Here is a 13,632-nt window from a genome sequence, read left to right as displayed (position 1 = left end):
GGCGACGGGGCCGCCCAGGCGGGGCTGGCCTTCCAGGCCATTTTCAACGCAGTTTGGCCGACGCGCAGCAGGTTTTGAACAGGCTCTCAGGGCGGGTGCCTGCCCTGAGCATTAGCCTCTGCCCGGCAGGCGCGATCGACCGTGCAATCTCGGTCCAGTCACCCAGATGCCCGGTCGAGGTTGGCCCAGGCACCGCTCGGGTGTCCCTGGCCGGCGGCTGGCGATCAGCCGTAGAAGGCCGGGCGGCTGGGCAGGCCGATGGGTTCGATGGCGCCGCTGTCCTGCGCCCTGACGCAGGCATCGGCGGTCACGGCGGCGATGTAGCCGTCCCAGGACGAGGGCCCGGTCAGTTGGCCGGCGGCGAGGTCATCGATGAAGGCCTGCAGCTCCACGTCGTAGGCGGCGATGAATCTGTCTTTCCAATCCATCAGGATCTCGTTGGACAGTCGCGCCTCGCTGCGTAGTTGCACCGAGGTCGGCTCGGGCAGGCGGGCGATGCCGCGCTCGCCGACGATCTCGCACTGGATGTCGTAGCCGTACTGGCAGTTGACGAACACCTCGACGTCGATGCGTACGCCCTTGGCCGTTTCCAGCAGCACCACCTGGGGATCGCGCAGGTGCTCCCGTGCGGCTGGCGCCTTGCGCGGGAAGACCACCTGGGCGGACACGTAGTGATCGTCCAGCAGCCAGGCCAGCACATTGATCTCGTGGATCAGGGTGTCGGTGATGGCCATGTCGGTGCTGTAGTGCTCGCTCACCGTGGGATTGCGGTGGGCGGCGTGGATCATCAGCGGCGCGCCGATGCGATCCGCGTCGAGCACCGCCTTGAGCTGGCGGTAGCCGGCATCGTAGGGCCGCATGAAGCCGACCTGCACCAGGCGCTTGCCGTGGGCCTGCTCGGCCTCGACGATGCGCCGGCAGCCCTCGGCGGTGGTCGCCAGGGGCTTTTCGCAGAACACCGGCTTGCCGGCGGCGATGGCCGCCAGCACGTATTCCTCGTGGGTCGGCCCCCAGGAGGCGACCACGATGGCCTGGACGTCCGCCGCGGCGATCAGGGCGTGGCCGTCCGGGTAGACCTCGGCGGCGATGCCCAGCTCCTGGACCACCCGGGTGGCCTGCTCGGCGTTGATGTCGGTCACCGCCACCACGCGGCTGCCCAGCAGGGTGTGGCTCAGGCGCCGAATGTGTTCGCGGCCGATGGCGCCGGTCCCGATGACACCGATGTTCAAGGTCATGACTTCATTCTCCGTTTGGACTTGTTGTGGAGCGAACGATCAGTACTGGCGTGCCTGGGCGGCTTTTTCCTTGAGCACCTGGGCGACGGCGGCGATCTTCTCGCTGGTGGAGACCTCGGCCCCGCCCACCCGCCACCAGGACAGGTAGCCGTGCAGCATGGTCTTGGGCAGCACCTTGATGTCGATCAGGGTGGAGACCGTCTGCCGCCGGGCATCGGCCAGGGCCGCCTCCAGTTCTTCCAGGCTGCGCACGCGGTAGGTCTTGCAGCCGTAGGCAGCGGCGCTCATGGCGAAGTCCACCGGCACGAAGTCGCCGTCGAGCTTGCCGGTCTCCGGGTTGCGGTAACGAAATTCGGTGCCGAAGCTGCCCATGCCATGCCCGACCTGCAGGTTGTTGATGCAACCGAAGGTCATGTTGTCGAACAGCACCACGTTGATCTTGCGCTGCTCCTGGATGGAGGTGGCCAGCTCCGAGTGCAGCATCTGGTAGGAGCCGTCGCCGACCAGGGCATAGACCTCGCGCGCGGGCTCGGCCAGCTTCACGCCGAGGGCGGCGTTGATCTCGTAGCCCATGCAGGAGTAGCCGTACTCCAGGTGATAGGTGTTGACGCCCTTGCTCTGCCAGGCGCGCTGCAGATCACCCGGCAGGCTGCCGGCGGCGGCGACGATGATGGCGTCGTCATCCAGCCGTGCGTTGAGGCGGCCGAGCACCTGGCTCTGGGTCAGGGGCGAGCCGGTCAGGCGGACGAATTCCTCCAGCACCGCGCGCGGCAGGTCGTCGTCGACCTCGGGGACGAAGTCGGCGCCGGTGTAGCCCACCGCATAGACCCGCTCCACCTCCTGGCGATAGCGCTCGCGCGCCTCCCCCACCAGGCTGCCCCAGCCGGCGCGGTAGTCGGTGGCCCCCAGGGCCTCGGTCAGGGCGCTGAGCGCTTCCCGGGCATCGGCCACCACGGCCAGGCCATCGAGCTTGCCGGCGTCGAAGGCGGCCACGTTGAGATTGAGGAATTCCACCTCGGGATGCTGGTAGAGCCACTTCGAGGAGGTGGTGAAATCGGTGTAGCGGGTGCCCACGCCGATGATCAGATCCGCTTCCCTGGCCAGCAGGTTGGCGGCCAGGCAGCCGGTCTCGCCGATGCCACCGACATTGAGTTCATGGCTGGAGACGATGGCGCTCTTGCCGGCCTGGGTCTCGGCGAAGGGGATCTCGAAGCGCTCGGCGAAGCGCTGCAGGGCTTCAGCGGCGCCGGAATACTTCACCCCGCCGCCGCAGATCAGCAGCGGCTTGCGCTTGCGCCTGAGCAGCTGGACCGCCTCCTCGATGGCCGCGGCCACCGGTGGCCGGCGATCCAGGCGGTGCACCCGCTTGGCGAAGAAGTAGTCGGGATAGTCGTAGGCCTCGCCCTGCACATCCTGGGGCAGCGCCAGGGTCACGGCGCCGGTCTCGGCCGGATCGGTCAGCACGCGCATGGCGTTGATCGCCGCGCTCATCAGTTGCTCGGGGCGGTTGATGCGGTCCCAGTACTTGCTCACCGCGCGGAAGGCATCGTTGGTGCTGATCGACAGGTCGTGGAATTGCTCGATCTGCTGCAACACCGGATCGGGCTGGCGACTGGCGTAGACGTCACCCGGCAGCAGCAACAGCGGGATGCGATTGGCAGTGGCCGTAGCCGCGGCGGTCAGCATGTTGGCCGCGCCCGGTCCCACCGAGGAAGTGCAGGCGTAGATCTGCCGGCGCAGCTTCTGCTTGGCGAAGCCGGTGGCGGCATGGGCCATGCCCTGCTCGTTGCGCCCCTGGTGCACCACCAGGTCGCCGGCGTCCTGCTCCAGGGCCTGGCCCAGGCCCAGCACGTTGCCATGGCCGAAGATGGTGAAGACACCGGCGACGAACTTGGTCTCGACACCGTCGACGCTGAGGTACTGGTTGTCGAGGAATTTCACCAGGGCCTGGGCCATGGTCAGACGTTGGGTGCTCATGGATTCACCTTGTTGTTATGGGAGTCGCGGGCTGGCCGATCACGCCGTCGCCACGGCGCAGCCTAGCCGCTCCTGGAGCAGTCGCATGCTCTGCGCCAGCGCTGGCGCGATGTCGGGGCGTTCATGGACGCTGGCGGCGAAGGGTTCGAAGGACAACACGCCCCGATAACCTTCGGCCAGCAGGCGCTCGATCTGGGCCGCATTGCCCAGGCGGTCGGCCTCTCCCACCAGCACCCGATGGGCATCGCGCAGTTGCTCGACCGGCAAGCCAGCGTCGTCCACCCCGGAAACATGCACCAGCCCGGTCAGCTCGGCGAAGCATTCGGTCTCGCCGGCCAGGTGATGGTGGAAGGTGTCGTGCACCAGGCGGAAGACATCCAGTCCACCGATGGCGCGGATGGCGTCCACCGCCTGGCGCTTGAGGCGCAGCGCGCTTTCCGGGAAACCCAGCGGCTCGACGAAGCCCAGCACCTTGTGGTCGCGCAGGATGGGCGCCAGCTCGCTCAGGGCGGTACGCAGATCCCGGGCGCGCTGGGCCGCATCGCGGGTGTCGCCGCGATCATTGAGCGGGCAGAGCACCAGCCCCTCGGCGCCACAGTCCCGGGCATAGGCGGCCAGTCGCAACGCCTGGGCGCGGCGCTCGTCGTTCCAGACGTCGAAGGGATAGAGCGCATTGATCGACAGGATACGCAGACCTGCGGCCTGGCAAAGGGCGCGGACCTCGGTCGCCGGCGCGCCATCCTCCAACTCGACGCCGGGGAGATCGTTGCGGATCTCCAGGGCGTCGCAGCCCAGTTGCTGCGTCAGCTGGAGGAAGGCCGGCAGCGCGAGGGACGGCGCCACCATGCGGTTGAGGGCGAAACGCAGGGGTCGACTCATGGCAGCTCCGGCAGTGTGGATGGCATTACTTGGCAGTGGGCATGCTGAATTCGGCGCCCTTGGCGATGCTGTCGGGCCAGCGCTGCATCACGCTCTTGTAGCGGGTGTAGAAGCGCAGGCCTTCCTCGCCATAGGCGTGGTGATCGCCGAACAGGGATCTCTTCCACCCACCGAAGGAATGCCAGGCCATGGGCACCGGGATGGGCACGTTGATGCCGACCATGCCCACCTTGATGGTGCGGGCGAAGGCCCGGGCGATGCCGCCGTCGCGGGTGAAGCAAGAGACGCCGTTGCCGAATTCGTGGGCATTGATGAGTTCCACCGCGCTGGCGAAATCCGCCACCCGCACGATGCCCAACACCGGGCCGAAGATCTCTTCCTTGTAGATGGTCATCTCCGGGGTCACGCCATCGAACAGGGTGGCGCCGACGAAGAAGCCGTGCTCGGCACCAGGTACCTTGAAGTTGCGCCCATCGACCAGCAGCTTGGCGCCCTCCTCCACCCCCTTGGTGATGTAGCCCTCGACCTTGGCCTGGTGCTGGCCGGTCACCAGCGGGCCCATGTCGGCATCGGCTTCCACGCCGTTGCGCACCCGCAGGGCGTCGATGCGCGGCAAGAGTCTTTCGATCAGGGCATCGCCCACCTCGCCCACCGCCACGGCAATGGAGATGGCCATGCAGCGCTCGCCGGCCGAGCCGAAGCCGGCGCCGATCAGGGCGTCGGCGGCCTGGTCCAGGTCGGCGTCGGGCATCACGATCATGTGGTTCTTGGCGCCGCCCAGGGCCTGGACGCGCTTGCCGCGACGGGTGCCTTCCTGGTGGATGTATTCGGCGATGGGCGTGGAACCGACGAAGGAGATGGCCTCCACGTCCGGATGCTGCAGCAACGCATCCACCGCCACCTTGTCGCCCTGGACCACGTTGAACACGCCATCCGGCAGCCCGGCCTGCTTGAGCAGGTCGGCCAGCATGAGACTGGCGGAGGGATCGCGCTCGGAGGGCTTGAGGATGAAGGTGTTGCCGGTGGCCAGCGCCATGGGAATCATCCACAGCGGCACCATCACCGGGAAGTTGAAGGGAGTGATGCCGGCGCACACGCCCAGCGGCTGGCGCAGGTTCCAGTTGTCGATGCCGCCGCCGATGTTGTCGCTGTAGCTGGTCTTGGCCAGGTGCGGCGCGCCGCAGGCGAATTCCACCACCTCGATGCCGCGGGTCACCTCGCCCATGGCGTCGGACAGCACCTTGCCGTGCTCGCGGGTGATGGTGGCCGCCAGGGCCTTGTGGTGCTGGTCGAGCAATTCCTTGAAGCGGAACAGGATGCGTGCCCGGCGCAAGGCCGATTGCTCGGACCACTCAGGGAAAGCCGCCTTGGCCGCGGCGACGGCCTGGTCCACGGTCTGCACCGTGGCCTGGGCGACCCGTGCCCGGACCACGCCCTCGGCCGGGTTGAAGACGTCGCTGAAGCGCTCGGCCTGGGTCGAGACCGCGCCGTTGATGTAGTGCCCGATGACGGGGGTGTCGCTCATGTCCTGAATCCTCGTGTCCTGGGGTCGCCGCCCACGGCAAGCGAAAAAGGGTTACCGGGTCAGCAGCCACTCGTGCTGCGGATCGTTGTGGAATTTCCAGACGCGCTTCGGGCCGGCCATCACGTTGAGGTAATAGGACTGGTAGCCATAGGGCACGCTGACCGGGTGATAGCCGCGCGGCACCAGCACCACGTCGTGGTCTTCCACCGCCATGGCCTGGTCCAGGTCGCGCTCGTCGGTGTAGACGCGCTGGAAGACGAAGCCCTGGCCCGGATCGATGCGGTGGTAGTAGGACTCCTCCAGCAGACTCTCATCCGGCAGGTTGTCGCGGTCATGGCGATGGGGCGGATAGCTGGAGGAATGTCCGGACGGGGTGCGCACCTCCACCACCAGCAGCGAATGGGCCGCCGCGGTATCCGGCAGGATGTCACAGACATAGCGGGTATTGGCGCCCTTGCCGCGGGTGGATCTCTGCATGCTCGCCGGCTCGATCAGCCGCGGTGGCAGCCGGTCTGCCACCACCGGATTGCCGGGCGAGGTACAGATGGCGATTTCGGCGATGCTGTCGGCGGTCACCCGCGCCTCGCTGCCGGGCGGCAGGTAGGCGGCATGGGGCGAGACGTCCTCGAAGACACTCTGGCGACCGGCCAGCCCGCGCCAGGCGAAGTCGCCCAGCTGCGGATGCCCGCCTTCGATACTGGCGCCGCCGCTGAGCAGCACGATGCAGACCTCAAGGTCTCCCGCCACCACCGGCAGGGACTCGCCCGGTTGCAGGCGATGGGCAGCGAAACCGACGTAGTCCAGCGCACCGGCCGGTACGCTGACGATGTCGCGGGCGCTCCGGTCGGCTTTGACGAGCAGGTTCATCGCAGGTCTCCTCAGGCAGTGGCCTGCGCCACCAGCTGGCGCAGATGGTCGTAGCCCTTCTTGGCGTATTCGTAGGCCGGCGCCACGGCCGGGTCCTGTTCGGCTTCCACCACCAGCCAGCCTTCGTAGCCGGCGGCCACCAGCACCTTGAGCAGCGCCGAGAAGTCGATATCGCCATCCCCCGGCACGGTGAAGGTGCCGTTCAGGATGCAGTCCGGAAAGCTCCACTGGTTGTTGCGCGCCAATTGCACCACGGCCTTGCGCACATCCTTGAAGTGCACGTGGCAGACCCGGTCGAGGTGTTGCTGCAACACGCTCAGGGGATCGCCACCACCCATGTAGCAATGGCCGGCATCGAACAGCAGGCCGACGTCCGGGGAGGTCAACGCCATCAGCCGGGCGATGTCCTCGGGCGACTCCACGTAGGCGCCCATGTGGTGGTGATAGGCCAGGCGCAGGCCCTGGCTCAGGGTGAAGGCGGCCAGGCGGTCGAGCTTCTCGGCATAGGCCTGCCAGGCGGCGTCGCTGTGGAAGCGCGGCCGCTCGATCAGCGGGATACGCTGGCCCTGGATGGACCCGGCCACCTCGCCATAGACCAGCACCTTGGCGCCGTTCTCGGCCAACAGCCGGCAATGCGGACGAATCGCCTCGATCTCGGCCTCGACATCACGGTGTGCCAGGCCGCTGGAATACCAGCCGGATACCAGCTCCAGGTCATGCTGGCCGAGCACTTCGCCCAGCGCCTGGGGTTCGCTGGGAAACTTGCCGCCCAGCTCGAAGCCCTGGAAGCCGATTTCCTTGCCCTCGCGCAGGATGGTTTCCAACGGGGTATCGCCCCCCAGGGCCGGCAGGTCGTCGTTGGCCCAGGAGATGGGGTTGATGCCGATCTTGAGTCTTTGTTGTTGTGCGGTCATGTCAGCCTTGCTCGTCAGGAGGCGATCAGGCGCGGGCGTCGCGCCAGGCCTGGATCAGGAATTCGAAGTTGCGGCGGATCTGCGTGATCAGCTCGCGGTCGTCGATCTCGCCGGCCAGCCAGGCCCGGCTCGGCTGGCCGAAGATGGTCCGGCCCACGGCGAAGCCCTGGCAACGCTGGCTGGCGCGGGCCTGCCGGAAGCCCTCGGCCAGGTCTTCGGCTGGCGCATTGAGCCCCAGCAGCACCACACCCTGGCAATGGGGATCGCGTTCGGCGATCAGCTGATCGAGCTGCTGCCAGACCGCCGCCGGCTGGGCCTCGATCTTCCACCACTCGGGGTAGATGCCCAGGTTGTACAGCCGTTTGATGGCCCGGTAGAGCACATCCGGCCGGGTGGAGGCGTGGTTCTTCGGCGGGATGACCTCCAGCAGCAACTCATGGCCACTGGCCTGGGCCGCCTGGTACAGCCCCTTGAGCTGGGCCTCCTGCTCCAGCCGCAGCAGCGGTTCGTCGTCGGGGTGGAATTGCACCAGGCACTTGATGATCTGCTCGCTCGGCCAGCTCAGCAGGGTGCTGCCCACCGAGCGGCCATGCTCGAAGGCCAGCGGCCGCGAGTTCTGCAACTCCACCGGGCGCGCCACCCACCAGCCGCGGCCGGTGGCGGCGTTCAGCGCATCCTGGCCGAAGCGCTCGTCGGCCAGCAGCCCGACATCGGCGGCCACGCCCTGGCGTTCGAGATCCTGTTCGACCTGCTCGATGGCCTGGACGAACAGCCGCTTGAGCGCCGGGATGCGCGCCGGATCGGCGCCCACCTGCTGGGCGCACTCCACCAGTTGGTAGCGGTGGTCGAAGGCGAAGATGAACAGCTGCTGCCAGGCGCGGCGTCGGACGCTGACCCGGTGCAGGCGAGTGAGCACGGGATCCAGGTCGGGCCGGGTGATGGGCACCGGGCTGTTGTGGAGGTAGTCCAGCTCGGCCAGGGTCGGCATGGCCGGGGCGCACCCATGGCGCGATACCACCAGCCCACCGCAGGCATTGGCCAGCCGGCAGCACTCGGCGTCGTCGCCGCCGGTGAGCCAGCCGCGCAGGAAGCCGGACAGGAAGGCATCGCCGGCGCCCAGCACATTGAGCACCTCGACGCGGATGCCGCGATGGATCTCGCCCTCCTCGAGACGCGCCGGAATGGCGCCATGGAGCACCGTGCAGCCCTGGGCGCCGAGCTTGACCACCAGGGTCGCCGCGGTCACCTCGCGCACCCGGCGCAGGGCGGTGAGCAGGTCTTCGCTGCCCCCGGCGATCTGGAACTCCTCCTCGGTGCCCACCACCAGGTCGAAGCGCGGCAGGATGCGCTGCACATGGGCGCTGACCTCGGCGCTGGCGATGAAGCGGGTCTCGCCATCGGCCTTGCCGGTGAGGCCCCAAAGCACCGGGCGGTAATCGATGTCCAGCACCCGCTTCACGCCATGGCGCTCGGCATAGTCCAGCGCCCGGCTGCTGGCCTGGAACACGCCCTCGCTGGAAAAGTGGGTGCCGGTGATCAGCAGCGCCTTGGCGCTGGCGATGAAGGCTTCGTCGATATCCTCCGCGCAGAGCGCCATGTCGGCGCAATTCTCGCGGTAGAACACCAGGGGAAAGGTCTCGCGATCCTTGATGCCCAGCAGCACCATGGCGGTGAGCCGCTCGCGATCCACGGTGATACCGCGGGTGTCGCAGCCTTCGCGCGCCAGCTGCCGGGTCAGGAAACGGCCCATGTGATCGTCGCCGACCCGGGTCAGCATCGCCGACTTCAGCCCCAGCCGCGCGGTGCCGAAGGCGATGTTGGCGGAAGAGCCCCCGAGGTACTTGGCGAAGCTGGCGACATCCTCCAGCGGCGCACCAATCTGCTGGGCATAGAGATCGACGCCCAGGCGTCCGAGGCAAATCACGTCCAACGGGCGCCCGCTGGCGAAGAATTGATCACCCATGGGTGGCTCCTGCTTATTGTTATCGCCGCGATCGCTGTACCCGGATCGAGCTTGTTCGGAATGAACCCAGGCTAGAACGCTAAAACGTAAAAATCAATATTTTTTTCAAATACTATTTTATAGAATTAATTTTCCAATCGGCCGCCAGGTGCTTTCGTGTCCGCCACTTCGACGACATCCGGCGAATGGGTTACCTTGCCGACAGCACAGATAAGAGAGAAAGCCTCCATGTCCTCCGAGACATTGCCCGACGACTTGCCCCCGGGCGGTCCCCACGCCGAACCGCCCGTCAGCGTCGAGCTGTTGCTGGCCGCCATCGCCAACGACTACGAAAGCCTGCCCCGTCAGCTCAAGCGCGTGGCGGTCTATGTCAGCCAGCAGAGCGACCGGGTGATGGTCGACCGCATCAGCGATATCGCCAGCCAGTGCGAGGTGCACCCTTCGGCCATCGTGCGCTTCTGCCAGCGTTTCGGCTTCAAGGGCTTCAGCGAGATGCAGGCGCTGTTCCGCGAGGCCTATACCCACAAGACCACCCCGGTACAGAACTACCAGCAGCGCATCCGCACCCTGATCGCCAACAAGAGCAAGAACGAGAGCGGCAGCGATCTTGCCCGGGAATGCATCAACGCCACGCGCTCCGGGATCGAGCGGCTGGGCGAGGAATTCGACGAGGTGGCCTTCGATCAGGCGATCGAGCTGCTGGTCAATGCCGAGAACATCTATGTGGTGGGGGTACGGCGCTCCTTCGCGGTGGCCGACTATCTCGTCTACAACCTCCAACACACCAAGAAACGCATCCATCTCATCACCGGCCTGGGCGGCGGCTATCGCGAGCAGATGCGCAGCATCGCCCAGGGCGACCTGCTGATCGCCATCAGCTTCAGCCCCTATGGCAAGGAAAGCCAGCAATGCGTCCGCATCGCCCAGCACCACAGGGCGAAGACACTGATCATCACCGACAGCACCCTGTCGCCCCTGGCCAAGCGTGCCGATGGTCTGCTGCTCGTCAGCGAAGGCAGCGCCTTCGCCTTCCGCTCGCTCACCGCGACGCTGTGCCTCTGCCAGGCGCTGTTCCTGGCGCTGGCCTATCGCCTCGAACTGAAGATGGACGACATCCAGCCGGGGCCGGACGAAGACTGAGCCGCCTTGCGGCCCGGTGCTCGGCGGCGCGTGCCGGTGCCGCCGCTAGCGCGCCGCTCCCGGCGTAGCGCCGGGCCAGTACCGGTCCACGTACTTCTGGATCTCCTGGCGCATGAAACGACCCGACTCGTCGGCCCGCTCTTCCCAGCCGAACACACAGGAGGTGACGATGCCGTCGAACCCCACCTGCGCCAGGGAGGCGAAGAACAGCTCCCAGTCGACCTCGCCCTGGTACAGATCCATGTGCTGGTGCACGGTGACCTGGGCACCGGGTGGATTGACGATGTAGCGCAGCCCGGACGAGGCCTTGTGGTTCCAGGTGTCGGCGACGTGGACGTGGCCGATCAGCGCGCCGGCATCCTGGATCATCTGCGCCATGTCGTTGCCGAAGTAGAAGGTATGGGGCGCACAGTAGAGGAACTTGACGTTGTTCGAGCCGATGCTCTTGAGCATGTCGATGGCGGGGTGCAGCGTCTCGCACCAGTCCTCCGGATGGGGCTCCATGTTCAGGGTGATGCCTTCGCGCTCGAAGATCGGCACCAGTTCCTCCATTGAGCGCCACCAGGCGGCCTCGCTGGATTCGTGGCTGTGGCTGCCACCGCAGCAACTGATCCGATGGCCCCGCTCGGGCGAAGGACCTCGGCCGAACTCGGAATTCATGGTGTCGCAGCCCATCTCCACGGCCACCTGGATGGCTTCCTTCCAGTAACCCACGGCGGCCCGTCGCTCGTCTTCATGGGGACTCGCCCAGCGGTACATGGGCAGCAGCGAGGCCAGCTGCAGGCCATGGTCCTTGAGCGCCTGCTTGAACTCGGCGATGCGCTCCCGGTGCGCCCGCGGGCGCTTCCACCAGGGCAGGAAATCTTCCCGCGGCGACAGCTCGAGGTACTCGAAGCCCGACTCCGCCACATGCCGGCAGGTCTCCGCCAGGCTCAGGTCGCGGTACATGTAGGGATCTATGGCTATTTTCATGGTGCTTTCCCCTGAGTTGCCAATCGCCGGATCGGCTCCGGCTTCAGCCTAGTAATCGATCCAGACGCCGCCGCGATCGGCGGACTCCACGCAGCGTTCCACCCAGCGCACGCCCTCGATCCCGGCATGGATGTCCGGATAACGAATCTGCGCCAGGGCCGCCGTGTCGCCACGGTTGGCGGCATCCATCGCCAGGGCGAAGCGGTAGTAGAGATTTGACCAGGCCTCGAACAGTCCCTCGGGATGGCCGGCGCCGATGCGGTCGTCCAGCAGGGCGTTGGCGTGCAGATAGCCCATGCCGCGCTCGAGCACCTGCGCTGGCTGGCCCTGTACCTCGAAGCTCAGTTGGTTGGGCCGCTCGTCCCACCATTCGAGACTGGCCAGGGAGCCGATCACCCGCACCTTCTGGCCGTGCATGGAGCCGGCATTGACCGCACTGGACCAGACCCAGCCCATGGCCCCACCCTCGTATTCCATCAGGGTGTAGGCGTTGTCTTCCAGGGGCGCGCGGCTCTTGACGAAACTCTGCCGGTTGCACTGCAGGCGTTTGATCCTGAGCCCCGGCAGCAGGGTCTCGGCGATGTACAGTGGATGGGTGCCTACATCGCCCAGCACATAGCTCGGCCCGGCCAGCCGCGGATCGACCCGCCACTGGGTAGCCTCGCTCTGCGCCTCCACCGGCGCACTGTGGAAGCCGTGGGCGAATTGCATGTGCACCATGCGGATCTCACCGAGCTGGCCCGCGGCGATCATCTCTCGCGCCTGCTCGATGAGCTGGTGGCCGGCATAGCCATAGGTCACGCCAACGATACGGTTATGCGCCTGGGCGATCTCGCGCAGGATCTCGGCTTCCGCCAGCGTGAAGCACAGCGGCTTCTCGCAGACCACGTGCAAGCCGGCCTCCAGGGCGGCCTTGGTGATGGCGAAGTGGGTGCCGTTGGGGGTAGCCACGGAGATCGCCTCGACGCCATCCTCCCGCCCGGCTTCCCCGGCGATGAGGCTCTGGTAGTCCGCGTAACAGCGCTCCGGCGCCACGCCCAGGGTTTCGCCGAAGGCCTGGCCCCGGGCCGGATCCAGGTCGAAGGCGCCCGCGACCAGGACGAAACTCTGGTCACGCAGGGCGGCGGAGCGATGGATGTAGCCGATCTGGCTGTTCACCCCGCCACCGACCATGGCCCAGCGCAGGGGTCGGGAGAGACGCTTGCTGCCATTGATCATCTGGTCGTTCCTTGTTGGAAACCGGCACGGGTGAGATAGGCGCGACTCTCGGCCACGTCCTCCAGGCTGCCGTGGGCGTTGCGCGGGTCGCGCTCCTGTTCCACGGTGATATAGCCCTGGTACCCCAGCTCCTGGATCAGCGTCCGCAGCGCGGGATAGTCGATGACACCCCGGCCGAGCGGACACATCACGCCCTGGGCGCAGGCCTCGAAGAAGCGGATGCGCTCGTTCAGTACCCGGTCGAACACCCCTTGGTCGATGTCCTTGAAGTGCAGGTAATCCAGGCGCGAGGCGTACTGCCGCAGGGTGGCGGCGGGATCCATGCCCGCGTAGTAGAGATGCCCGGTATCCAGGCAGAGGCCGGCGATCTCGTGCGGGATATCGTCCACCAGGCGCGCCAGCTCGTCGGCGAACTCGAGGTACCCCCCGGCATGGGGATGGATCACCGCCCGCACGCCATACTCCTGCCAGGCCAGGGTCGCGATGGCGCGGATATGCGCCATCGCGGTGTTCCAGGCCGCCTCGTCCAGCCGCGGCGCACGAGCGGAATGGCCGGCGGCGTAGTCGCGCTCGTCATGCCCCCAGTCGATCACCACCAGATAGGGCATCGCGAAGCGCTGACCGGCTTCCCGAGGCACCGCAGGCAACTGCTTGAGCAGCGCACAGATAGCGTGGGTCTGGGTCAACAGGGAGGGCAGATTCACCGGATCGACCAGGTCGTCGAAAATGGTGCCGGCCACCACGTGCAGGCCATTCTCGCCAAGGGCCTGGCCGACCTCGGCGGCATCCAGTGGCAGATACCCGTAGGGCCCCAGTTCGATGCCGCGGTAGCCGGCCTGGCCCGCCTCGCGGAGAACCTGGCGCCAGGGCGGCAAGAAGGGATTCTTGACATCATCGACGCCCCAGCAACAGGGCGCGGTGGAGAGATGAATGGCCATGGGG

The 13,632-nt window shown here is 66.9% G+C and carries 11 protein-coding genes; 1 reads left to right on the top strand and 10 read right to left on the bottom strand.

Features of this window, described 5'->3' with window-relative positions; genetic code table 11:
- Positions 1-224: 224 nt before the first annotated feature.
- The 7 genes from AR540_RS02715 to AR540_RS02685 are packed head-to-tail and all read right to left on the bottom strand — an operon-like array spanning position 225 to position 9,360.
- Positions 225-1,235 (bottom strand): Gfo/Idh/MocA family protein, encoded by a 1,011-nt coding sequence (locus tag AR540_RS02715; protein ID WP_059226315.1) that lies wholly within the window; start codon positions 1,233-1,235, stop codon positions 225-227.
- Positions 1,236-1,274: 39 nt separating this feature from the next.
- Positions 1,275-3,212, bottom strand: a complete 1,938-nt coding sequence (iolD, locus tag AR540_RS02710) for a 3D-(3,5/4)-trihydroxycyclohexane-1,2-dione acylhydrolase (decyclizing) (RefSeq protein ID WP_059226314.1) — start codon at positions 3,210-3,212, stop codon at positions 1,275-1,277.
- A 39-nt stretch (positions 3,213-3,251) separates the two neighbouring features.
- Complete coding sequence (locus tag AR540_RS02705) at positions 3,252-4,091, bottom strand: TIM barrel protein (RefSeq protein ID WP_059226313.1); 840 nt, start codon at positions 4,089-4,091, stop codon at positions 3,252-3,254.
- A 25-nt stretch (positions 4,092-4,116) separates the two neighbouring features.
- A complete protein-coding gene (locus AR540_RS02700) occupies positions 4,117-5,616 on the bottom strand; it encodes a CoA-acylating methylmalonate-semialdehyde dehydrogenase (protein WP_059226312.1) in 1,500 nt (499 codons plus the stop codon).
- Between the two features lie 51 nt (positions 5,617-5,667).
- Positions 5,668-6,483: a 5-deoxy-glucuronate isomerase gene (gene iolB / locus AR540_RS02695; RefSeq protein WP_059226311.1), complete on the bottom strand. Its 816-nt coding sequence runs from the start codon at positions 6,481-6,483 to the stop codon at positions 5,668-5,670.
- A gap of 11 nt (positions 6,484-6,494) precedes the next feature.
- Positions 6,495-7,397 (bottom strand): myo-inosose-2 dehydratase, encoded by a 903-nt coding sequence (gene iolE / locus AR540_RS02690; protein WP_059226310.1) that lies wholly within the window; start codon positions 7,395-7,397, stop codon positions 6,495-6,497.
- 25 nt (positions 7,398-7,422) lie between these two features.
- Positions 7,423-9,360, bottom strand: coding sequence for a bifunctional 5-dehydro-2-deoxygluconokinase/5-dehydro-2-deoxyphosphogluconate aldolase (locus AR540_RS02685; protein ID WP_059226309.1), 1,938 nt, complete (start codon positions 9,358-9,360; stop codon positions 7,423-7,425).
- A gap of 228 nt (positions 9,361-9,588) precedes the next feature.
- Here AR540_RS02685 and AR540_RS02680 point away from each other — a divergent pair, with 228 nt between their 5' ends.
- The gene (locus tag AR540_RS02680) at positions 9,589-10,500 is read left to right on the top strand and encodes a MurR/RpiR family transcriptional regulator (RefSeq protein ID WP_059226308.1); all 912 of its coding nucleotides are present in this window, start codon (positions 9,589-9,591) and stop codon (positions 10,498-10,500) included.
- A gap of 45 nt (positions 10,501-10,545) precedes the next feature.
- On the opposite strand, the gene AR540_RS02675 is transcribed toward AR540_RS02680, so the two are convergent.
- From AR540_RS02675 to AR540_RS02665, 3 genes are read right to left on the bottom strand one after another with little or no spacing between them, the layout of a single operon-like run.
- Positions 10,546-11,472 (bottom strand): sugar phosphate isomerase/epimerase family protein, encoded by a 927-nt coding sequence (locus tag AR540_RS02675; protein WP_059226307.1) that lies wholly within the window; start codon positions 11,470-11,472, stop codon positions 10,546-10,548.
- 48 nt (positions 11,473-11,520) lie between these two features.
- Positions 11,521-12,690 (bottom strand): Gfo/Idh/MocA family protein, encoded by a 1,170-nt coding sequence (locus AR540_RS02670; protein ID WP_059226306.1) that lies wholly within the window; start codon positions 12,688-12,690, stop codon positions 11,521-11,523.
- Complete coding sequence (locus AR540_RS02665; protein ID WP_059226305.1) at positions 12,687-13,628, bottom strand: sugar phosphate isomerase/epimerase family protein; 942 nt, start codon at positions 13,626-13,628, stop codon at positions 12,687-12,689. Before AR540_RS02665 ends, AR540_RS02670 begins: the two co-directional genes overlap by 4 nt.
- Positions 13,629-13,632: the final 4 nt, after the last annotated feature.

The organism is Pseudomonas sp. EpS/L25 (assembly GCF_001512295.1).
Taxonomy (GTDB): domain Bacteria; phylum Pseudomonadota; class Gammaproteobacteria; order Pseudomonadales; family Pseudomonadaceae; genus Chryseomonas.
Note: the sequence above shows the minus strand (reverse complement) of the source record. Positions and strands in the feature narration are given on the sequence as shown.

Excerpts from the sequence above, each read along its gene's own strand:
- AR540_RS02670 (WP_059226306.1), bottom strand. The coding sequence starts at position 12,690 with ATGATCAATGGCAGCAAGCGTCTCTCCCGACCCCTGCGCTGGGCCATG.
- AR540_RS02685 (WP_059226309.1), bottom strand. The coding sequence starts at position 9,360 with ATGGGTGATCAATTCTTCGCCAGCGGGCGCCCGTTGGACGTGATTTGC.
- AR540_RS02675 (WP_059226307.1), bottom strand. The coding sequence starts at position 11,472 with ATGAAAATAGCCATAGATCCCTACATGTACCGCGACCTGAGCCTGGCG.
- AR540_RS02700 (WP_059226312.1), bottom strand. The coding sequence starts at position 5,616 with ATGAGCGACACCCCCGTCATCGGGCACTACATCAACGGCGCGGTCTCG.
- AR540_RS02680 (WP_059226308.1), top strand. The coding sequence starts at position 9,589 with ATGTCCTCCGAGACATTGCCCGACGACTTGCCCCCGGGCGGTCCCCAC.
- AR540_RS02665 (WP_059226305.1), bottom strand. The coding sequence starts at position 13,628 with ATGGCCATTCATCTCTCCACCGCGCCCTGTTGCTGGGGCGTCGATGAT.
- iolD (WP_059226314.1), bottom strand. The coding sequence starts at position 3,212 with ATGAGCACCCAACGTCTGACCATGGCCCAGGCCCTGGTGAAATTCCTC.
- AR540_RS02715 (WP_059226315.1), bottom strand. The coding sequence starts at position 1,235 with ATGACCTTGAACATCGGTGTCATCGGGACCGGCGCCATCGGCCGCGAA.
- AR540_RS02705 (WP_059226313.1), bottom strand. The coding sequence starts at position 4,091 with ATGAGTCGACCCCTGCGTTTCGCCCTCAACCGCATGGTGGCGCCGTCC.
- iolB (WP_059226311.1), bottom strand. The coding sequence starts at position 6,483 with ATGAACCTGCTCGTCAAAGCCGACCGGAGCGCCCGCGACATCGTCAGC.
- iolE (WP_059226310.1), bottom strand. The coding sequence starts at position 7,397 with ATGACCGCACAACAACAAAGACTCAAGATCGGCATCAACCCCATCTCC.